This is a genomic window from Dietzia aerolata (genome assembly GCF_014144865.1).
Classification (GTDB): Bacteria; Actinomycetota; Actinomycetes; order Mycobacteriales; family Mycobacteriaceae; genus Dietzia; species Dietzia aerolata.
Map to the genome: position 1 here is coordinate 1 of NZ_JAALDM010000136.1, position 22,301 is coordinate 22,301.

At 65.6% G+C, this 22,301-nt stretch carries 13 protein-coding genes and 1 pseudogene; 12 read left to right on the top strand and 2 right to left on the bottom strand.

All coding sequences use genetic code 11. The annotated features are described in order from the left end of the window. The 11 genes from G6016_RS09075 to G6016_RS09125 form a co-directional block, all read left to right on the top strand. The coding region (locus G6016_RS09075; protein ID WP_338403563.1) for an ATP-binding protein at positions 1–261 on the top strand (261 nt) is incomplete at its 5' end. Positions 262–332: 71 nt separating this feature from the next. Beyond that, a complete protein-coding gene (locus G6016_RS09080; protein ID WP_187354463.1) occupies positions 333–986 on the top strand; it encodes a response regulator in 654 nt (217 codons plus the stop codon). 230 nt (positions 987–1,216) lie between these two features. After that, entirely contained in the window at positions 1,217–2,113 is an 897-nt protein-coding gene (locus G6016_RS09085; protein ID WP_182632353.1) for an ABC transporter ATP-binding protein, read from the top strand. Further along, on the top strand, positions 2,110–3,423 hold the full coding sequence (locus tag G6016_RS09090) for an ABC transporter permease (RefSeq protein WP_182632354.1): 1,314 nt from the start codon (positions 2,110–2,112) through the stop codon (positions 3,421–3,423). Before G6016_RS09085 ends, G6016_RS09090 begins: the two co-directional genes overlap by 4 nt. A gap of 198 nt (positions 3,424–3,621) precedes the next feature. Next, positions 3,622–9,765, top strand: a complete 6,144-nt coding sequence (locus G6016_RS09095; protein WP_182632355.1) for a DUF4011 domain-containing protein — start codon at positions 3,622–3,624, stop codon at positions 9,763–9,765. Positions 9,766–9,809: 44 nt separating this feature from the next. Further along, the gene (locus tag G6016_RS09100; RefSeq protein ID WP_182632356.1) at positions 9,810–11,267 is read left to right on the top strand and encodes an N-6 DNA methylase; all 1,458 of its coding nucleotides are present in this window, start codon (positions 9,810–9,812) and stop codon (positions 11,265–11,267) included. Continuing rightward, positions 11,264–12,439, top strand: coding sequence for a restriction endonuclease subunit S (locus G6016_RS09105; RefSeq protein ID WP_182632357.1), 1,176 nt, complete (start codon positions 11,264–11,266; stop codon positions 12,437–12,439). Before G6016_RS09100 ends, G6016_RS09105 begins: the two co-directional genes overlap by 4 nt. Next, a complete protein-coding gene (locus tag G6016_RS09110; protein ID WP_182632358.1) occupies positions 12,439–13,542 on the top strand; it encodes a DUF8606 domain-containing protein in 1,104 nt (367 codons plus the stop codon). Before G6016_RS09105 ends, G6016_RS09110 begins: the two co-directional genes overlap by 1 nt. 3 nt (positions 13,543–13,545) lie before the next feature. After that, the gene (locus G6016_RS09115) at positions 13,546–14,481 is read left to right on the top strand and encodes a restriction endonuclease (protein ID WP_182632359.1); all 936 of its coding nucleotides are present in this window, start codon (positions 13,546–13,548) and stop codon (positions 14,479–14,481) included. Between the two features lie 183 nt (positions 14,482–14,664). Continuing rightward, positions 14,665–16,311: an RNA-binding domain-containing protein gene (locus G6016_RS09120; RefSeq protein WP_338403565.1), complete on the top strand. Its 1,647-nt coding sequence runs from the start codon at positions 14,665–14,667 to the stop codon at positions 16,309–16,311. Then, positions 16,311–19,706: a DEAD/DEAH box helicase family protein gene (locus tag G6016_RS09125; RefSeq protein WP_182632361.1), complete on the top strand. Its 3,396-nt coding sequence runs from the start codon at positions 16,311–16,313 to the stop codon at positions 19,704–19,706. Before G6016_RS09120 ends, G6016_RS09125 begins: the two co-directional genes overlap by 1 nt. 718 nt (positions 19,707–20,424) lie before the next feature. Here the strand turns inward: G6016_RS09125 and G6016_RS09130 are convergent. Together G6016_RS09130 and G6016_RS09135 are read right to left on the bottom strand one after the other, a co-directional pair. Then, on the bottom strand, positions 20,425–20,949 hold the full coding sequence (locus G6016_RS09130) for a flavin reductase family protein (RefSeq protein WP_182632362.1): 525 nt from the start codon (positions 20,947–20,949) through the stop codon (positions 20,425–20,427). Then, positions 20,946–21,722, bottom strand: a complete 777-nt coding sequence (locus tag G6016_RS09135; protein WP_182632363.1) for a dihydrofolate reductase family protein — start codon at positions 21,720–21,722, stop codon at positions 20,946–20,948. Before G6016_RS09135 ends, G6016_RS09130 begins: the two co-directional genes overlap by 4 nt. Before the next feature lie 117 nt (positions 21,723–21,839). On the opposite strand from G6016_RS09135, the pseudogene G6016_RS17235 reads away from it, so the two are divergent. Further along, positions 21,840–22,301, top strand: a pseudogene (locus tag G6016_RS17235) (alpha/beta hydrolase); the annotation flags it as partial.

Below are 22,301 nucleotides of genomic sequence, written 5' to 3' on the forward strand. Positions count from 1 at the left end.
CGCCACTCCACGGCATCGCGCGCGAGCGTCGTCCTGCGCACCGGCGCACGCCCCGACCGCACGCCGTACGTCGAGGTCGAGATACTCGACGAGGGCCGCCCGCGCCCCGGCACCTCCGGCAGCGGCCTGGGCCTGCTCGGCATGCGCGAGCGCGTCCGCTCCCACCACGGCGAATGCCAGATCGGCCCCCGCGTGACCGGTGGTTACCGTGTGCGGGTGCGCCTGCCGTACAGCGCCACGGGACCTGAGGGAAAAAATTGATAACGACGACGACAACGCCTTCCCCCGAGCCCGAGGTGGTGCGGGTACTCGTGGTGGACGATCAGCCGCTCATGCGGTCGGGGTTCGCAATGATGCTCGGGGCCGAGGACCTCATCGAGGTGATCGGTGACGCGGCCGACGGCGCTGCCGCTATTGAGGCCTGCCGCGAACTCCGGCCGGACGTGGTGCTCATGGACGTGCAGATGCCGGGGATGGACGGCATCGAGGCGACCAGCCGGATCGTCGCCGAGGGCCTGGCCCGCGTGCTCATCCTCACGACCTTCGACCGCGACGACTACCTCTTCGACGCCCTCCGCGCCGGGGCCGGCGGGTTCCTGCTCAAGAACTCCGACCCCGATGACCTGATCGACGGCATCCGAGCCGTCCACCACGGTCACGCCCTGCTGGCGCCGGAGGTAACCCGCCGCGTGATCGAGAAGATGACCACCCCGTCGAGCACACCCTCTACACCTGCCCCCTCAACACCCGACTCTCCAGCACCCGCCCTCTCTCCTTCCCTCGACGTCCTCACCACCCGGGAGCTCGAGGTCCTGCGCCACCTGGCGCGGGGGCTGTCCAACGCGGAGATCGCCGCGGAACTCGTGGTGGGCGAGGCGACGGTGAAGTCACATGTGTCGGCCTGCCTGTCCAAGCTGTACCTGCGCGACCGTGTGCAGGCCGTAGTCCTGGCTTACGAGGCGGGCCTGGTCCGACCCGGCGACTGACCCCGGCACTTCTGCAGTCGCGCCCTCCCCCGCTCGCGCTCCCGGTCCCGCTACCGTCGCCGCTCGCGCTCCAGGGTTCTCCCCCTTGAGGAGGAGACGGCTGTCGCTGTCTCCCAGCAGATTTCCCCCGCACGGCTGATCCGCTTCGCCGCGCGCGCCAATAACGTCATGGGTGTCATCACGACAGGCGACCCCCGACCTCCGAGCGTCGGCGGGCGAGGAAGGACACCATGCTCCGCATCGACGGACTGACCAGACACTTCGGCGACACCGTGGCCGTCGACGGTGTCACGTTTGATGTTCCACGTGGAACCATGACCGGTTTCGTCGGCGGCAACGGTGCCGGCAAGACCACCACCATGCGCATGATCATGGGCGTACTGCAGCCCACGGCCGGGCGCGTGCTGTGGAACGGCCACGAGGCCGGCGTCGCCGACCGCCGACGCTTCGGCTACATGCCCGAGGAACGCGGCCTCTACCCCAAGCAGCCGGTCCTCGACCAGCTCATCTACCTCGGACGACTCCAGGGCCGCACCACCGTCGACGCACGGCGCGTGGCCACCGACCTGCTCGACCGCTTCGGACTGGGCGAGCGCCTGACCGACAAGCTCGAGTCGCTGTCGCTCGGCAACCAGCAGCGCGTGCAGATCGCCGCCGCCGTGATCGGTGGGCCCGAGCTGCTGGTGCTGGACGAGCCGTTCTCCGGACTCGACCCGGTGGCCGTCGACTCCATGGTCGACCTGCTGCGCGAGCACACCACCCGCGGCGTTCCCGTCCTCTTCTCCTCCCACCAGCTCGACCTCGTCGAGCGTCTCTGCGACCAGCTCGTGGTGCTCTCTCGCGGCAACGTCGTGGCCCAAGGCACCGTCGAGGACCTGCGACGACGCGGTCGCGTCCTGCACCGCCTCGTCGTGGGCGGCGACGCCGGCTGGGTCCGGGACCTTCCGGGAATCCACGTAGTGGATGTCGACGGCCCCACCGCCCTGCTCGACCTCGGAGGCACACCCGACGCCGGCGCTGCCGCTACGGACGTAGTGCTGCGCGAAGCAATGGCTCGCGGCAGCGTCCGAGAGCTCGCCGAAGTCGTCCCCACCCTGTCCGACATCTACCGCGAGGTGACGGTATGACCACCACCGAACAGTTCCCCTTCCCACCCGAGACGAACTACGAGTCCGACGCCTACGGCGGCGGGTCCGGTGCCGGAACCGGCGACTCCACCGGGTCCTCCGAAGCCGCCACCGAGACGCAATCAGCGTGGCGGATCGTCGCCGGCCGTGAGGTCATGGTCAAGCTGCGCGACCGCAACTTCATCATCTCCACGCTCACCACCCTGGCGATCATGGTGATCGCCTTTGCCATCTCGTTCGCCATGAGCGGCCGTGCCGAGACCAAGACCATCGCTGTCGCCTCGACCGAGGGCGCTGCGATCGCGCAACAGGCGGTCGACAGCATCGGTGACGAGGACGCGCCCGCACCGATGATGACCTCTGACCTCGAGATGTCGATCGAGGAATTCCCCGATGTCGCCGCCGCTGAGCGGGCAGTCACCGACGGCGACGCCGACGCCGCCCTGGTGGGCGGGCCCGGCGAGTGGACGCTCGTCGGCACCGACTCGGTCGACTCGACGATCACCGGGCTAATCGGCCAGGTCGTGGCCGCCGACGCGCTGGCGACCAACGCAGCCGAGGCCGGAACCACGGTCGGCGACCTCACCGCCGGCTCCGTCGTGGACGAGCGACTGCTCGACCCCGAGGGCGCCACCGACGAGGGCGTGAAGTTCGTCGCCGGATTCGTCTTTGTCTTCCTCTTCTACATGGCGGCCATCCTGTTCGGGTACGCGATTGCCAACAGCGTGGTCGAGGAGAAGCAGTCGCGGATCGTGGAGATCCTCGCCGCCGCGATCCCGCTACGACAGTTGCTCGTCGGCAAGGTCATCGGTGCCACCGTGCTCGCGATGGGCCAAATGGTGCTGTTCGTCGGGATCGGGCTCATCGGCCTGAGCTTCACCGAGTACACCTCACTGCTGCCCTCGATGGCTGGCGCCGCCGCCTGGTACCTGGCGCTGTTCGTGATCGGCTTCGTGGCGCTGGCCTGCCTGTTCGCCGTTGCCGGGGCGATGGCCACCCGCGCCGAGGACGTGCAGTCCACGTCCTCTCCACTGCTCACGTTGATCATGATCGCCACCTTCGGCGGACTGTTCATCCCGTCCGGCATCTGGCAGGTCGTGGCGTCCTATGTGCCGATCATGTCGACCGTGACGATGCCGATCCGCCTCGTGGACGGCAGCGCCGCCTGGTGGGAGCCGATCCTCGCGATGATCGTCTCACTCGTGGCCGCAGCCCTGGTCATCTACGTGGCCGAGCGCGTCTACCGCCGCTCGATCATGCAGACCGGCCGCAAGCTCACCTACCGCGAGGCGCTCAAGCTGAGCGAGTGAATGAACGGGACGAGCTCCGCCCCGCGCGGATGAGCACGAGGCCGGCCGTCGGTGGAAGTCCACCGGCGGTCGGCTTGTCGGACCACATCGTTAAAGTTGTCCTCACCTATCGCGTACCGGGTCACAGTTCCACGAGGAGTCCGTATGTCTTCGTCATCGATATTCACTGAATCAATCCTCAGGAGAGGTTCGCTGGAGGTGACGGTCCGGCATTTCCCTGCCACCAACTACGCCCTGGCCCACAACTCGATTCCGGTTATCCACGAGGTCGAGGCGATCAACAGGAGCTCGAGCGAACGCACGGGCCGCGTCGCCGTCGTCGCTACTCTGACGTCCGTCGACGGCCGCGAGCTCGCCCACAGCGCAACGATCGAGATTCCCGCTGTGGAGCCGCGCTCCGGGTACTACTCGCCAGACCGTGCGTTGGTGCGCCCTCATCTCGCGGAGATCGTCGGTCGAACCGAGAGCTATCCAGCCGATCTGGAGTTTCGGCTCGAGGGCGACCCGGGCGTGGGAATCGACACCATCAGCGCTGACGACCTGACAGAAGAAGCGGACCTCACGGGCCGGGAGGTCGACCTGGCCGAAGTGACCGTTGTGCGCCCACCGTTCCGCATCCTCGCCGAGAACGAGTGGTTCAACGCCCCCGCGTTCTTCGAATCACTCACGGCGTTCGTCCAGCCCAACACTTCTGAGGTCCGGAGAATCCTCGCAGGTGCGTCGCGGTTGCTTCAGGAACGGACGGGCGACTCGTCACTCCAGGGATACCAAGCGGGCGCGAAACGGGCCGCGACCATTGCGTTGGCGATCTACGAAGCGCTCAAAGCCGAGGGGATCCGATACATAAACCCGCCTGCTTCGTTCGAGAACACCGGGCAACGCATCAGGTCGACCTCCGAAGTGCTGAGTACGCGCTTCGGCACCTGCGTCGATCTGGCCGTGACGTACAGCGCTGTCTGCGAGGCGGCCGGCCTCCACCCGGTGGTGGCGATGGTGGAGGGGCACGCCCTGACCGGGATCATGCTGGCCGAGCAGACCCTGACGGGCCCGGTCCTGCTGGAAGCCGGGGCGATCCGCAACCTGGTGACGTCGGACGTCCTCTTGCCACTCGATGCCGTGTTCTACGACAGCGTGAGCTTTGCCGAGGCCAGCAAACGCGGGCGGGAGATCCTGTCCAGCACCTCCGTCCGCGGGCTCATCGACGTCGCCGCGAGCCGTCGTGACGGCATGCGTCCGCTCCCCACGGATTCCACCGGGGAGACCGACATCGACGCAGACTCCATGGGATCGCAGAAGCGCAGCACGTCCGACGATTGGGTGCTGCCGGCCGTCGGGGGGTCCGGGGAGGACGACGAGGTCGACCGCGCGATACGCTCGGACGATTCCCCGGCTCGCGTGCGGAATTGGAAGCAGTCGCTGCTCGACCTCACCCTGCGGAACCGGCTGCTCAACATCAAGCCCGGCGCGGATGTACTGGAGCTGATCCTGCCCTCCGAGGGGCTGGCGGAGCTGGATGACCTCATCCACGCGGGGACATCAGTGGAACTTCTCGGCAAGGACGCGGTCACCGACCTGCGTCGGCTGCAGGGGATCTCGGACGTCACAGAACTCCCCCATGAGCAGTTGATGGACGAACTGACCTCACGCCACCGGGTGCATAGCGAGGTCACAGAAGGCTCGTACCGCAATCGGCTCCGCGGCCTGGCGCGGAACGCCCGCACGCTGTTCGAGGAGACCGGCAGCGCAAACCTGTACCTGACCCTGGGCAGCATGGAGATCACGACCTCCACCGGTAAGCCCGCGCAGGCGCCGCTCTTCCTCATCCCGGTCAAGATCACCGGAGGATCTGGTCGTTCGCGGTTCTCGATCACCGTCGATACCTCCACCCAGGCCACGCCCAACTACACCCTCGTTGAATGGCTACGTGCCAAGCACGATGCCGTGATCCCGGCGCTCAACGAACCACCGCTGGACTCCAGTGGCCTGGACATCCATCGGGCGCTGGCCGAGATCAGCCGGTCCCTTGCCTCGCACTCTCTGCCGTACGAGGTGCGAGAGAGCGCCTACGTAGGTATCTGCAAGTTCTCCACCTACGGGATGTGGCGCGACCTCGATCTACATTGGGCATCCTTCAACAGGTCTCCAGTGTTCCGGCATCTCGTCGAGAAGTCCGGAACGTCGTTCAGCGATCCGGCCGGTGACACGGATCTGCGCGACATCGAGGTACGCGAAGATCGGCTGACGCTGCCCATCGCGGCTGACGGCGCTCAGATGAGGGCCGTCGTCGCCGCCGGGCAGGGCCGCACGTTCGTTCTCGAGGGCCCACCCGGAACCGGCAAATCCCAGACCATCACAAATCTCATCACCCACAGCCTCCTCGAGGGCAAGACCATCCTGTTCGTGGCCGAGAAGCAGGCGGCCCTCGACGTGGTGAAGTCCCGCCTGCAGAAGGTGGGGCTCGCCGATTTCACCCTGGACCTCCACGGGGTGGAGCAGAAGCCGGCGAGTATTCGCCGACAGCTCAAGGCATCGATCGACCTGAGGGTGGACTACGACGACCGATCGTGGCGCACCGTCGTGGATCGGTACCGGGCTCGCCTCGCCCCACTCGAGGAGTATCCGGGCAAGATCCACACCGCGAACGCCGCGGGTTACTCGCTGTGGAGCGCGGTCACCACACTGGACGAATGTGGCCCGGGCGCGGCCCTGCCCGTGGATCCACGGCTCGTCGGAGACGGTCAGATCGACGAACTGCTTCTCGAGGACGCGTTGCGAGACTTCGAGCGTCTTGCACGAAGCACCACCCCCGGGGCAAACCCTGATTGGGACCTCGTCGGGCCCGGCGCCGCCACCGCCACCGACGAAGAGTTGACCGCGGCCGTCACGCGGCTGCGGTCAGCACTCGAGGCGCTACCGGAGCCGGTCCGGGACGCGATCGAGGCCGCCTCGGCGCAGCAGGGCACCGACGGGGTACATGAGTCAGGCGTGTCCCCCACGGACGTCCTCACCCCGCTGGTCGCGCATCTGACCGAGCTACACGAGCACGGCGAGGTCCCAGCACGCGATCTGGACTCTGGCCCCAGCCGTGAGTTGGCGGATCGTTACCGGCGACTCGCGGTGGCGGTCCAGTCGTTCACCCAGCGCATCACCCCGGTTCGAGCACTCGTTCCCGATCGCGCGTTGATCTCGGGCGACTTCGGCGCCGCCGCCCAGCTCGCCGCAGCGATCGACGAGAAGATGTTCGGCAAGAAGAAGCGCCGCGCCGCCTTCGACGCGGCCCTGTCCGACCTCGTCGTGGATCCATCGCTCGTGGCCCCGGAGCGGGTCGCCGACCTCGCTGCCGACGTGGCCCGGGCGCGGCAGGAGATGAACGATCTCACCGACCAGCTCAACAGTCTCCTCGTCTCCAGTCCGCATTTCGGCCGCGGCTGCCTGGACGAGGCACTTCCCATGGACCTACACAAGGAGGCGTCGACGCTCGACGCCATCGCGGACTCCATCGAGGCCCAGGCCCGGTTCGCCAGGGACCATGCACCTCTCCGAGAGATGATCGCGCGGCACGGCGTGGGCTACTCGGACATCGCCGCGATCCGCGAGTTCGATCAGGCCTGGGTGCAGGCGAGAGCGGTCCTGGACATCTCACCGGAGCGACTGGGGCGCTGGGCTGGCAACGCACCGTGGCTGAGCCGGGTGCGCGAGACGGCTCCCCGGTGGGCGGACGAACTCGCAGCCGGCGGCGGCGGTGTGGCCCGGCGGACCGCGGAGATGATGCGGTCACTTGCCCCACTCGTGCAGGTAGGACTAGACAAGGCTGTCGACGTCCTGCTGTCCGGCGGGATCGACCCGGTGGAGACGACCGTGGCCCTACGCCGGGGGCTCGCCGAGGCGTCGGTGTCCGAGCGTTCTGCCGTGTTCGGCCTGATCGGCTTTGATCCGATCCTCCGAGACGGCGATGTCGAGGAGTTCGACCGCGCTGCGCTCAGAATCCGGGAGGAAGCACCCAATGCCCTCGCCGCACGTCTCCTCGACGCCCGGCCCTTCCGTTCCGACCGACTCACCGGTGAGGTTGCCGAGCTGAGTCGCCAGCTCAATGCCAAGCGCGGTGGGCTGAGCTTCCGGCGCCTCATGGAGCGATACGGGGACGCCGTCACTTCCGCCACTCCGTGCTTGTTCGTCTCCCCGACCTCGTTGGCGACGTTCGTCCCCGCCGACGGCCCCTTGTTCGACCTGGTGATCTTCGACGAAGCCTCGCAGGTGACCGTCGACCAGGCCGTCGGCGCATTGGGGCGGGCACGTTCCGCTGTGATCGTCGGCGACAGCCAGCAAATGCCTCCCAGCAAGTTCGGCTCATCCTCGGGTGGGTCCGACGACGACTTCGACATCGACTCGGACGCCGAGGTGGTGCCGGCCGACCTGGACAGCATCCTCACCGAATGTGTGGAATCCGGGCTGCCGCGTCTCTGGCTGTCATGGCACTACCGCTCTCAGGACGAGCGGCTGATCGCGTTCTCCAACACCCAGTATTACGAGGGAGAGCTGTCAAGCCTGCCTTCCCCCGGCGGGGAACCCGATGCCGGGATCGAGCTCCGACGCGTCGCCGGTCACTTCTATCGCTCGATTCCCCGACAATGGCCGGACGGAGAGGCGCCAGGGTTCCGCCACGGCATCACGCCCCGACTGCGCACCAACCCTGTCGAGGCCGAGGCGATTGTCGACCACATCGTCGAGCGGGTGAACGATCCGGTGTTGTCCGCGCAGTCGATCGCCGTGGTGACCTTCAACATCCAGCAGCGTGATCTCATCCTGGACGCGCTGGAGGCCAGCGACGACCCACTGGTCAGCGCCAGACTGAGTGACGACGAGGACCCGCTGGTGGTCAAGAACCTGGAGAACGTCCAGGGCGATGAGAGGGACGTGATCCTGTTCTCCACCGCGTTCTCCGCAAAGTCGCCCGGGGACCGACTGCCGATGAACTTCGGTCCGTTGAGCAGGACCGGCGGCGAGAAGCGACTCAACGTCGCCGTGACGCGGGCCAGGCGAAAAGTCGTGGTGTTCTCCTCGTTCGACGCCGCCGACATCGACCTTGCCCGTACGTCCTCCAAGGGCCTTGCCGACCTTCGGGGGTATCTCGAGTCCGCGCACGTAGACGCCGCCGACGAACGTTCCGCAGCGCGGGTCAAGAACTCGATCCGTGACGATCTCGCCGAGCGACTTCGGCGAGAAGGATTCGAGGTGAGCTGTGAGTACGGCCTCTCCGAATTCACAGTGGACCTCGCCGTGCGGCACCGTGATTCCGAGCGCTGGGAATGCGCGGTGCTGTTGGACAGCAGGCGGTGGGCCGACATGCCGACCGTGGCTGACAGAGAGATGACTCCCGGCCTGCTCGGCGGGATGATGCGCTGGGGCTCGGTAGAGAGGGTGTGGCTGCCCGAGTGGCATGCGCATCCGGACGAGGTGGTCCAGAAGATCACCACGGCCGTTCGAAGCGCGGCCGCGGTGTTGGCCGCGCGGGATCGCGAGTTCGAGAACGCCCGCCGGATCGCAGAAGAGCGACTGGTCGCGGACCGCGAGCGGGAAGCCGCGCGCCTCGCCGCTGAGGCGGCGGCAGAAGCGGAAGAGCCTGAGGAGATCGAGTCCGTGGAGTGGGCTGAGGCCGACGATATCGCGGTCGAACAGTACATCGACGAGCACCGAGAGCACGAGCCCGTTGATACTGAGGCAGGGGCCGCGCAGCCGCCTGCGTCGCAGCCGGGCTCCACGCCGGAGTCGCCCGTCCGATCGGCAGCGGTCGCGGAACCGGCTCCGACGCCCCGCCCGGCACCTGTCCGCGGCCCGGAGCACGTTCGGCAGGTCGGGTTCACCCGCGTCGCCGACGAGGTGCTGGGGACCAAGGAAGATCTGGTGGCACCAGTCTCGCCTGAGGTCCGGGCGCGGATCGACACCAGACTTCGAAAAGTTGTGGCCGCGGAGGCCCCGATGACCCCGGATGAGCTGGCGCGACGGGTAGGGACCTGCTTTGACGTACGCAGGGTGTCCTCGAAGATGCGGGAGGTCCTGCTCGCCGACCTTCCCGCACAGTGGCTGCATACGACGCACGGCGAGGAGTTCGTGTGGCCTGACGGTGTGCAGCCGGAGAATCTGGATACCTTCCGTACCGAGCGAGCGCTGACGGATCTGCCGCTCGAAGAGATCGTCAACGTCATGATCGATTCCGATCTGGCCCGGTTCGACTCGGACGAGGAGCGCTACCGGCACGTGCTGGACCGGTTCGGGATGAAGCGCCTGACAGCCGGAGTCCAGGAACGTCTCGCCCAAGCCTGGACGTTGGCGCGGTCGAGGTAGCCGCTGCGGCCGGGATGTCCGAGCTGCTCGATACCATGACGTCCGTGATCACCGGTGAACTCAAGAGCAAGATCGACGCTGTCTGGAACGCCTTCTGGTCAGGCGGCATCAGCAATCCGCTAGAGGTGATCGAGCAGATCACCTATCTGCTCTTCATCCGACGGCTGGACGATCTGCAGACGCTGCAGGAGAACAAGGCCCGCAGGCTCGGACAGCCGATCACCGATCCGACGTTCAAGCCGGGCCAGGAGCGCCTACGCTGGTCGCGCTTCAAGAACGACGAGCCGGGCGTGATGTTCCGGATCGTCGACGGCGAGGTGTTCCCGTTCCTCCGGCAGCTCGGCGGCGAAGGTTCGACCTACGCCGACCATATGAAGGACGCCCGCTTCACCGTGCCCACCCCGGCTCTGTTGAGCAAGGTCGTCGATATGCTGGACGACGTGCCGATGCAGGACCGCGACACCAATGGCGATCTCTACGAGTACATGCTCGGCAAGCTCGCCTCGGCGGGGCAGAACGGCCAGTTCCGCACTCCGCGACACATCATTCAGCTGATGGTTGCCATGACAGCGCCGAAGCCCGAGGACGAGATCTGCGACCCTGCGTGCGGCACGGCCGGCTTCCTGGTGGCCGCGGCCGAGCATCTGCGCGAGCATCACCCGTCCGTCCTCACCGACGCTGCGCAGCGCAAGCACTTCGCGGCCTCGATGTTTCACGGGTACGACTTCGACTCGACCATGCTGCGGATCGGCAGCATGAACATGCTGATGCACGGCGTCGAGGCGCCGGATATCCGCTACCGGGATTCGCTCTCCGAGGTCGCGGCGGATACCGAGGGTCGCTACACCCTGATCCTGGCCAACCCGCCGTTCGCGGGAAGTCTGGATTATGAGTCCACGTCCAAGGCGCTGCTCAAGGACGTCAAGACCAAGAAGACCGAGCTGCTGTTCCTCGCGCTCTTTCTGCGCCTGCTCAAGCCGGGCGGTCGCGCCGCGGTGATCGTCCCGGACGGCGTGTTGTTCAGTTCCACGACAGCCCATAAGACGTTGCGGAAGCGGCTGGTGGAAGAGCAAAAGCTCGACGCGGTGGTGAAGCTTCCCTCCGGTGTCTTCAAACCGTACGCAGGGGTGTCGACAGCCATCCTGTTCTTCACCAAGACCGACTCCGGCGGCACGGACAACGTGTGGTTCTACGACGTTCAGGCCGACGGTTTCTCGCTGGACGACAAGCGCACACCGACTGAGGCCAACGACCTCCCCGATGTACTGGCCCGCTGGAACGCGCTGGACGCGGAGTCCGACCGAGCCCGCACCAAGCAGTCGTTCCTGGTGCCAAAGACCGACATCGTCACCCAGGACTACGACCTGTCGATCAACCGCTACAAGGAGATCGTCTTCGAGGAGGTTGAGACTCGGGACCCGCTGGAGATCATTGCCGAACTGGAGTCGCTGGAGGTCGAGATCCAGCAGGGACTCGCAGAGTTGAAGGCGATGCTGTCGTGAGCAAGTGGCCGATGGCAGCATTGGGTGACGTCGCGTCGATAGACCGCAAGGTGGTACCTCCGAATCAGATCAAGGAGGGGACCACCTACCTCGGGCTCGAGCACCTCGAGCGGGGCGGTCGAATCGCTGGTCACGAGACAATCGGCGATTTCTCAGTCGCGAGTGCGAAGCACTCATTCACAGAAGAGCACATCCTCTTTGGGAAGCTGCGGCCTAATCTTGGCAAGATTGCACGGCCCGTCTTCTCCGGCATTTGCAGCACCGACCTTCTACCCATCAAGTCGGGTAGCCAACTCGAGCGATCGTTTCTTTTCCATTACCTTTCGCAGGATCGGATGATCGATCACGCCGCGAGCCGCGCGAGTGGAGCAAACCTTCCCCGGCTAAGTCCTGCGGAGCTGCTGAAGTTCCCTGTGCCGCTCCCCCCACTCGATGAACAGCGCCGCATCGCCGCCATCCTCGACCAAGCGGAACTAATTCATTCTCGCCAAACTCAATCGCAGCAGCTTACTAGATCAGTACCACAGGCTGTATTCAGAGAACATTTCGGGGACGTAAGCTCTCGCTCCAAGGATCCTGTGCCACTCCATGACGTAATCGAGAACATTAGCAGTGGAAAGAGCCTGAAATGCGAGACGCGGTCACGAGATGACGCTACGAACGAACCGGGCATACTCAAGCTCAGCGCTATCACCCAGGGCGTTTTCAAACCACACGAGAACAAGGCGTTCCCAGCAGGCGAACTAGCAGCCGAGAATGAGGTTCGACGCGGAGACCTTCTCATGTGTCGAAAGAACACAAAAGACTTGGTTGGAACTGCGGCGCTCGTCGACAATGCCCCCTCCAATCTCTATCTTCCAGACTTGATTTACCGCATCGATTACGACAAATCTCTTGTGACCGGGGAGTATTTACTAGGTGCTTTTCGGACGAAGGAAATCCGTCGAGACCTGGAGGCTGCGGCATCCGGTTCATCCGCGTCAATGGCCAACATCTCCCGAGCACGGCTACTGAACATCGTGGTGCATATCCCTCCGATCGAGGACCAGCTCGCCTACGCAACCAGACTGCGTAGCATCAGTGCGTATGAGCGGCGAACCGCTCAGCGGTTAGAGGCTCTCGATGCCTTAGTCGACTCCCTCCAGTCCCGCGCCTTTCGAGGTGAGCTCTGATGCCCGTCGAGATGGGGATTTGGCGGATGGACGGGGACACGCCTCGGCAGCTGCCCGCCACCGCGATGCCGACCGAGGTGATGCTCGAAGAGTTCCTCGAACGCGACCCGTCGCTGCTCGGCGATCGGCTGCTCGTCATTGGTCGGCAGGTGCGCACGCCCTACGGCAAACTCATCGACCTGCTCGCGATGGACATCGAAGGCAATCTGCACGTCCTTGAACTCAAGCGGGACAAGACCCCGCGCGACGTGGTCGCTCAGGTGCTCGACTACGGCTCCTGGGTCACCACCCTCGACCGTGAGAGCGTCATCGACCTTGCCAACGAGCATCTCCGCCACACACCATTCGAGACCGCCTTCGAAGAAGTCTTCGGAATCTCGGCACCCGACGAGCTCAATGCATCGCTCAACCTTGTCGTCGTCGCCACCGACCTGGACTCCAGCTCCGAGCGCATCGTCACCTACCTCCGCGACTTCGGCGTCCCCGTCAACGTCGTCTTCTTCACCTACCTCGAAGACGACGACCGCCGGTACCTCGCCCGCTCCTGGCTCGCCGCCGATGACGAGGGCGTGACCGGGACCGGAGTCGCGGCACGCAAGCAGAAGGGCAAACGAGCCGAATGGAACGGCACCGACTGGTTCGTGTCCTTCGGCGACGAGGGCTCCCGCTCCTGGGACGACGGCCGCCGCTACGGCTTCATCTCCGCTGGCGGCGGCAGGTGGTACTCCGGCTCGCTGCACAACCTGCCCGTCGGTGCCCGGGTGAACGTCCACATCCCCAAGAGCGGATACGTCGCAATCGGCGAGGTTCTCCGGCCGGCGACCCGATTCGATGAGGCAGAAGTACTTGTTGACGACAATTGGGTCCGACTGGCGGACCAGCAGCTCCACGCCCCCTACCGCTTCAGCGCGGACGGCAGCCGGGACAGCGACGATGACGCCGAATACGCCGTCCCCGTCCGCTGGCACATCGCCGTTCCCAAGTCCGAGGCGTTCTGGGTCAAGGGCATGTTCGCCAACCAGAACAGCGCCTGCAAGCTGCGACAAGAGTTCACGCTCCACCAACTTGCCGAACACTTCCGACATGAGAAAGTCGAGGATTAGTCAATGAGCGCGCCACCGACATGGGACCAGTACATGGCACCCGCCCTGACCGTCCTCTCCGATGGCGAAGTGCACCGGGCGCGGGACATCTGCAACGCCGCCGCGGACCTCCTTGAGGTGAGCGCCGAAGAGCGTCTCCAAACCATCCCCTCTGGTCAGCTGCGCTACCAGAACCGGAGCCTCTGGGCACTGTCGTACCTCGCGCGTGCCGGAGCTGCGGAGCGGCCAGTCCGAGGCCAGTACCGGATCACCGACGCCGGCCGACAGCTACTCGCTTCCCACCCCGACGGGATCACCGAGAAAAACCTGCGTGCCTTCGTCGGCGATCCCGACGCATCACACACCTACTACGCGCTCAAGGCACTCGAAGGCACCACGCACGACGCCAACGGCGCCGGTACCACCCCGGAGAAAACTGCGGAACTTGACCCCATTGAACAGATCGACCTTGGCATAGAGCGGATTCACGCCACGGTCGCCGGCGACCTCTTGTCCCGCCTGCACGCCGGGGACCCCGCCTTCTTCGAGCAAGCCGTCCTCGACCTGATCATGGCCATGGGCTACGGCGGCGCAGAAGGCACCGCGACGCGCACTCAACTCTCCAATGACGGAGGTATCGATGGCATCGTCGACCAGGACGCCCTCGGACTCAGCCGCATCTACGTCCAGGCCAAGCGCTACGCGCTCGACGCGAGCATCGGACGCCCCGAAATACAAGCCTTTGTGGGCGCCCTCCACGGAAATCAGGCCAATCAGGGCGTGTTCATTACCACCGCCCGGTTCAGCAAGGGCGCCCGCGACTACGCGGACTCCGTCCCCACGCGAGTGGTCCTCATCGACGGCACACGTCTGGCAGCGCTGATGATCCGCTACGGAGTGGGCGTGCAGGTCAAACAGACCGTGCAGATCGTCGAGGTGGACGAGGACTTCTTCGAGTGACATCGACCTACCTCTAAGCGGACTGGCTTGTGAGGCCGCAACTGAAACCACAATGGGCGGCGAACCCCGACCGGCCAAGCCATTGACGAGCGTCTTCTCGACCGCGGCCCATAACCTTCATAAGTTATGGCTCCGGGACGGATTCCGCCCACACGCGTCATAGTTATGCATAAGATTGAGTTCGTGGACATCGACACCTTGCTCGAGGCAGGTGAGTCCCTCACCGTCGAGTTCAAATCGCACATCAACGACAAGGACTTGGTCAGGGCAGTCGCCTGCATGTCCAATGCCATGGGCGGCACCTTGCTTATCGGAGTCGAGGACGATGGCACCGTATGCGGCGCCCGCCCTCGACACGGCGACAAGACAGACCCCGACCGGGTCGCTGCTGTCATCCTCAATCTCACAGTTCCGCCACTGCCGACAACAGTGACCATCGCGCAATACGGCGCTCACGAAATAGTTCGCATCGACGTCCCGCTGGCCGATCCCGGGCCGACCGGCACCACTGAGGGTGTCTTCACCAAGCGAGTGCTCGACACGAAGGGCGAGCCGCAGTGCCTACCGATGACAGCACACGAGATCGTCAGTATGGGCATGGTCGCTCGCGGTCAGGACTTCGCGGCCGCCCCAGCGCGGGGGGCGACGATGGACGACTTGGATCCCGCCGAGTTCGACCGATTCCGCCACCATTGTTCTGACACCGGGGATCCGATCGCCCGGCTGAGCAATGGCGATCTCCTGCGCGCTCTCGGGCTGGAGCCACTCAACGACCCCGTAAGCATCGGCGCAATCCTCATCTTTGGACGGGTGGACGCTATTCGGCGCTGGGTACCCAACTCCGAGTTCCTCTTCCAAGACCTCCGCCACGGCCCGTCGGCAACGAATGACCGGATAGTCGGCCCGCTGATCAAAGTCGCAGAAGAATTCCGCACCCGAATCGATGCCCGCAACACCACAACCGAACTCATCGTGGGACTGCATCGCCTCGAAATCCCGCTCATCCCGGAAATCACGCGACGTGAAACGGTCGCCAACGCCTTGGTCCACCGGGACTACGCTGCTCTCGGTCCGACACGAGTCCAGATCACCGAAGACGATTTCATCGTCACCAACCCCGGTGGTCTCCCACCGGGCGTGACCGTTGCGAACATCCTCGATCAGTCCAAGCCCCGGAGCGTCCTTCTCGCGGCTGCGTTTCTCCGAGCCGGACTGGTGGAGCGCAAGGGCAAAGGGGTCAACGAGATGTTCGAACACCAGCTGCGAGCAGGTCGAGACGCTCCTGACTATTCAGGAACGACGTCCGATTCGGTCGTCGTCAGTGTCCCCCTCGGCATCTCCGACCTCGACCTCGTGAGGTTTCTCCGCACCTATGAGGACAACAACCAACGGATCCTGAGCCTTGACGAGCTCCGAGTGGTCCACGAGGTGAAGGCGTCGGGCTCCCTAAGTCCAGTCGAGCTCTCGTCGACACTGACCCTTCCGGCGTCCACCATCCGTCGAATCACCACCTCGCTCGTAGAGGCAGGCATCATCGAATCCCGAGGCACTGGGCGCAGCCGCAGTCTGCACCTCACAGCGCGCTTCTACGATCTCGCGCACGATCGAAACGCCTACGTGCGGGTCAAAGGCGCAGATCCGCTCCAACAGGAGCGAATGATCCTCGATTATGTGACGGCGTACGGGACGATCACGCGCTCCCAGGCAGCAGCGCTGTGTCAGGTCACGCCGCCACAAGCCCGCACCATTCTCAAGCGCCTGGTCGAGAGCGGTTCGCTCCGAATGACCGGCGAGCGACGGGGAGCAAAATACCTGCTGGAGGAGCGTTGATGACCACCAACTTCGACTTTGTTCCCGCCGAATGGGGTGCGGTCCGCGAGGACGCGATCCGCGCCGAGTCATACGGGCGGACAGATCCGCGCACATGTGCGTTCTATGCACGCCGGGTGGTCGAGCTCGTCGTCGTCGTCATATTCGACCTCGAACGTCTCCCCCTGCCCTACAAGTCCGACCTCAACGCTCGCCTAGGCGATGCGGGCTTCAAGGCCGCGGTCGGGCCGGAGATCGTCGCCAAGGCCCACGTCATCCGCAAGGTCGGCAATATCGCCGTTCACGAGGGCCGGCCGATCAACCAGCAGACCGCCCTCAACGTCCTCCGGCAACTCCACGACCTGCTCAAATGGTCGGCCTACTGCTACTCCGCCTCTCCGGGCGCGGTCCCGACCTCAGCACCGTACGACCCGTCGCTCATTCCGGCCCCCGCGCCGGCCGGCGCCGACTCCCAGCCGCCGCTGACCGCCGAGGAACTCGCGGCGCTCAACTCAACGTTCGAGGCCAAGGACGCCGCGCTGGCGGCCGAGAAGGAGACCAGCGCTTCACTGCAGGCGGAGCTCGAGCAGGCGCGCGCCGACCTCGCCGCAGCGCAGGCCGCCAAGTCCGCCCCCGAGCCCACTTTCGACATCTCGGAGGCCGAGACCCGCCTGCAGCTCATCGATGCAGACCTCCGCGAAGCCGGCTGGGACCTCACCGACGAACGCGACCGCGAATACCCGGTCACCGGCATGCCCAATGAGAGCGGACAGGGCTACGTGGACTACGTGTTGTGGGGCCACGACGGACTACCCCTCGCGGTGATCGAGGCCAAGCGCTCACTGGCCGATCCGACGGTCGGCCAACAGCAGGCCAAGCTGTACGTCGACTGCCTCGAGGCCCAGTTCGGCCGACGCCCCGTCGTGATGCTGACCAACGGGTTCGAGCGCTGGCTGTGGGACGACGCCGCCGGCTACCCCGCCCGCCGCATCAGCGGCTTCCTCACCCGCGGCGAGCTGGAACTGATGATCCAGCGTCGCCACAGCCGGCTCCCTCTGTCCAGCACGTCCGTCGATCCCGAAATCGCAGGCCGTCACTATCAGCAGCGCGCCATCCGGGCCATCGGCGAGACCTTCGAGTCCAAGCAGCGCGAAGCCCTGTTGGTGATGGCCACCGGCTCCGGCAAGACCCGCACCGTGATCGCGCTCGTCGACCAACTGATGAGGGCCGGCTGGGTCAAGCGAGTGCTGTTCCTCGCCGACCGCGTGGCGCTGGTCAACCAGGCCGTCGGGGCGTTCAAAGCGCACCTGCCCAGCGCCACCACCGTGAACCTGGTCACCGAGAAAAACGCCGAGGGCCGCGTCTACGTCTCAACCTACCCCACCATGATGGGCCTGATCGACACGTTCGACGACGGTCGGCGCACCTTCGGACCCGGCCACTTCGACCTGATCATCATCGACGAGGCCCACCGCTCCGTCTACCAGAAGTATCGGGCGATCTTCGAGTGGTTCGACTCCCTTCTCGTCGGCCTCACCGCCACCCCGAAAGACGAGGTGGACCGCAACACCTACAGCCTGTTCAATCTCGAGGACGGCGTCCCCACCGACGCGTACAGCCTCGACGAAGCCGTAGCCGAGGGCTACCTCGTCCCGCCCGTCCCCGTCTCGGTCCCTCTGCGATTCCTGCGCGAGGGAATCCACTACGACCAACTCAGCGAGACCGAGAAAGACGAGTGGGACACCGTTGACTGGGGCGAGGACGTGGATGCCCCCACCGACATCGACCCCGAAGAGGTCAACCGCTGGCTGTTCAACACCGACACCGTGGACAAGGTGCTGGCCACGCTCATGGACTCCGGCCACAAGGTCGCTGGCGGTGACCGGCTCGGGAAGACCATCATCTTTGCCAAGAACTACGCGCACGCGAAGTTCATCCGCCAACGCTTCGATCTCGCCTACCCCGAGCACGGTGGCACGTTCGCGCAGATCATCACCTACAAGACCGAATACGCCCAGTCACTGATCGCCGCGTTCTCCGAGCCCGACCAGGCACCGCACATCGCGATCAGCGTCGACATGCTCGATACCGGCATCGACGTGCCCGACGTGGTGAACCTGGTCTTCTTCAAACTCGTGCGTTCGGCGTCCAAGTTCTGGCAGATGATCGGCCGCGGCACCCGGTTGCGCCCCGACCTCTTCGGGCCCGGCGAGGACAAGAAGAACTTCTACGTCTTCGACTTCTGCATGAACCTCGAGTACTTCAACCAACCCGGCGCGGGCAAGGAGGGCTCCCTGCAGAAGTCGCTCTCACAGCGGCTCTTCGAGGCGCGGGCGGGGCTCGTCGCCGCCCTGGACGCGCGCCCGGCCGGGGCGTCGGCCGAACTTCGCGACAGCGCCGCCCGGCACCTCCACCAGACCGTGGCCGGGATGAACCTCGACAATTTCCTGGTCCGCCCCCACCGCGAGAACGTGCTCCGGTACAGCGATTGGGCGGCGTGGGAGCGCCTCACCGCGAACGAGGCGGGTGATGTCGCCGAGGACCTTGGTGGGCTGCCGTCCTCGTTCAAGGACGACGACGAAGACGCCAAACGCTTTGACCTGCTCCTGCTGCGGACACAGCTCGGAGTTCTCGACGACGACCACGTCACGGTCGAACGGCTCCGAGGGACGATCCAGCAGATCTGCGCGGGCCTGCTCACGCAGACGTCCATCCCCGCCATCGCCAAGCAGGAGCTCCTGCTCGCGGAGGTGTCCGAGGACGAGTGGTGGCAGGACGTCACCCTGCCCATGCTGGAACTGGCGCGGCTGCGCATCCGCGGACTCGTGCGGTTCCTGGAGCGGACGAAGCGCGCGATCGTTTACACCGACTTCCGTGACGAACTCGGTGAGGGGTCCATCGTCGAACTGCCGGGGATGAGCGTGGGGACCAACTGGGAACGCTTCAAGGCCAAGACCCGTGCCTACCTCCTGGAGCACAACGACCACATCGCGCTTCAGAAGCTGCGACGCAACAAGGAACTCACCGACGCAGATCTGGCATCCCTGGAGCAGATACTGGCCGAGAGTGGCACCGGCAGTCCCGAGGACATCTCCCGTGCCCGCGTGGAGTCGCAGGGGCTGGGGCTCTTCGTGCGGTCGCTCATCGGACTGGACAAGGAGGCCGCAACAGCGGCGTTCTCAGAGTTCCTCACCGACTCGACGTACTCGACGCAGGAAATCCGGTTCATCCAGCTGATCGTCGATGAGCTCACCGCCAACGGGGTGGTGCCGGCATCGCGGTTATACGAGCCGCCGTTCACCGACCACGCCCCCGCCGGCCCCGACGTGCTCTTCCCCGGCGCTGACGGAGATCGCCTGTTCGTCATTCTCGACGAGGTCCGCAGCAACGCCCGCCCGGACATAGGGGTCGCCTGATGACGCACACGTGCCGCGCAAGCTGGGACAGCTGACCGACCAGATTGCTACCGGGCGGGCCGCAGCTTAATTGCGTTGTCCAGGAATCGGCCTACACGAGACGACCGCTGCGCTGGTTGCTGCAATGCGATGAGCTCTTCAATCCGATCCCAGGGCACGACCTTACGAATAGCACCGCACTGCGAAGAGATACTCGGGCCGGCAGCATCCGCCGCCGACACCGCACTGCGTACAACTGCCGCATCTTCTCCGAGTGCTTCTGCCATCCAAACCAAGGCCGGGGCGCAGCGCAGACTGTTGTACGCCGCCTTGGCCGTTCTGTTCCGGCTTTTACGCCCATACGCCCCGGAACCGTTCATCTCTGACATCCAGCCCACCATGTGGTCCCGCTGATTCGAATACGAGGTGCGCTCATCCTGTGAGCCCTGCCTGTGGCGGCTCTCGTAGACAGTAGTTACTGGCGGATGCGGAGGAAGACGTTTTAGAAGCCGAGCAAATTCGGGACCATTCATAACGTCAATCTAGCGGTCAATTACCGCGGCTCGAGGAATTCAATCGCACCTCACGGACACGTCGCCGCTAGCGCTGAATCTTCGGCCGGCGCTTGACTGAGCGGTGGTTCTCGACCACGTATCCGACGTTTCGCCCCTCTGAGTGCGCTCCCCTCGTGGGCCCCGAGCACGGATCGGAATCGGAAGGGCGAAACGCGTAGGACCTGTCAGGGATGCACCGCCCGGGACTCGCTCGACCGGCCGGCGTCGAGGTGGGCCACGTCTCTGAGCCGTAAGGGCGTGAACGTCCCCTCGGTGTGCGCCGAGAGCACCCGAGTGGTGAAGCAAGCGTGGTCGCCACCATCGTCAAGCGTCGCGATTTTCTCGACCACCATCCGGTTGGGGCAGTCCCTGAGCAGCGGCAGGCCATGCTCGTCGGTGTCCCTGCCGCTCCTGCCGGCACCGCGGCCGACGAACTTGTCGGTGTTCTCCCCCGTCCTGGTGCCGAACCATTCAGCGACCGCGAGATCGGCTTCGGTGAGGAAATGGACCGCAAAATGCGTGGCACGCAGCCCGGTCCGGTAGGTGTGATTGGCCTTGGACAGCCACAGGCAATACTGCTCGGCCGAAATGCTGGACTGCGCATGGAACCCGACCAGGCATCCCGCCGGATCGTTCTCCGCCACGGTCGTCACAACGATCATCGCCGGATCCGCCGACGCCATCAGCCGGCCAAAGTCGTCCACACTCATCGGTCTGACCTCTCGTCGGTCGCGGACCGGCCAACCGCCGCCTCGTACCTGAGGAAGAGGGTGCCGGACTCGGCCATCACGCCCTTCAGATCAAATCTGGCCATGTCCGCGCCGGGCGGGGTTACCGACACCGGCAAGGGGTCGCCGCCCGTCACCGGAGAGATGGACAGCAGCAGCTCGTCGAGCCGGTCCGCCGCCACGAGTTCGCCCAGCCAGGTGGGCCCGCCCTCGCACAGCACCACGCCGTGCCCACGGCCGGACAGCGCACGCACCGCCGCGATCGGCTCGACCCTGTCTTCTCCGGCCTCGATGACGGTGGCGAACTCCTCGACCTCCGCGCGGCGCCCGGGATCGGCAGCCGCGCAGGTCACGACCATCGTCGGTGCGTGTTCGGGTGCGTCGGCGAACACGCTGGCGGCAGGGTCGAGGTCCAAGCTGCGGCTCACCACCGCGATCGGCGGGGTATCCGCCTTGCCCCGGTTCCTCCTCCGCGCCTGGGAGTCGTCGGAGAGTCGGACCGGGCCATACCCCTCGAGCCGCACGGTCTCCGCCCCCACCAACACGACGTCGGGTATCTCGCGCATATCTCGGAACAAGTCCTGATCAGGACTGGTGGACAGGGCACCCACGCGGCCGTCGACCGCGGTCGTTCCGTCCAGTCCGGCCACCATGTGCGCTGCCACCCAGCACTCGTGCCGCGGCGAGGAACGATCGACCTCGCGATACGGGGCCATCGGGTCGGGGACTGCAGTGCCCAACTCCAGAAGGTGCATGCCGGCGATCCTAGGTCCCGGGGGAAGACCCCGGAACCGGTTCGGCACCACGGCAAACCGTGAGCGGGGTGTGAGTCCAATGATTGCCGGATAAGTGGAGGATTACACTGTCCGAGTATGAGCCCCCTCACACCTCGCCGTAGAACGGGCACCACGCGGATGCTCACGTCGGCGGCTGCTGCCGTTGTCGTCGTCACCTCGCTCTCCACCCCCGCGGCGGCCGCGCCGACCAATCCGGCCAACCCCGCGCCGACGTGGTCCGGCCTGGACACGCGCCAGTGGACGCAACCGGTCCCCGCGCCCGGCGGACTCGCCGCCACCATGCCGCTGGACCCGGCGCTCTCCCTCCCCCAGGCCGGGCGCGCGGTGCGGCAGGTCTACGGCACGATCGACCAGCACGGCAACCCCGCAATCTCTACGTCTGTAGTGTTCCTGCCGCACGGCGAGGCGCCCGAGGGCGGATGGCCGGTGATCGCCTGGGCGCACGGCACGACCGGCCTCGGCGACGACTGCTCCCCCTCGACGCTTCCCCGATCCGAGCGCGACGCCGAATACCTGGGCCACTGGCTGGACCAGGGC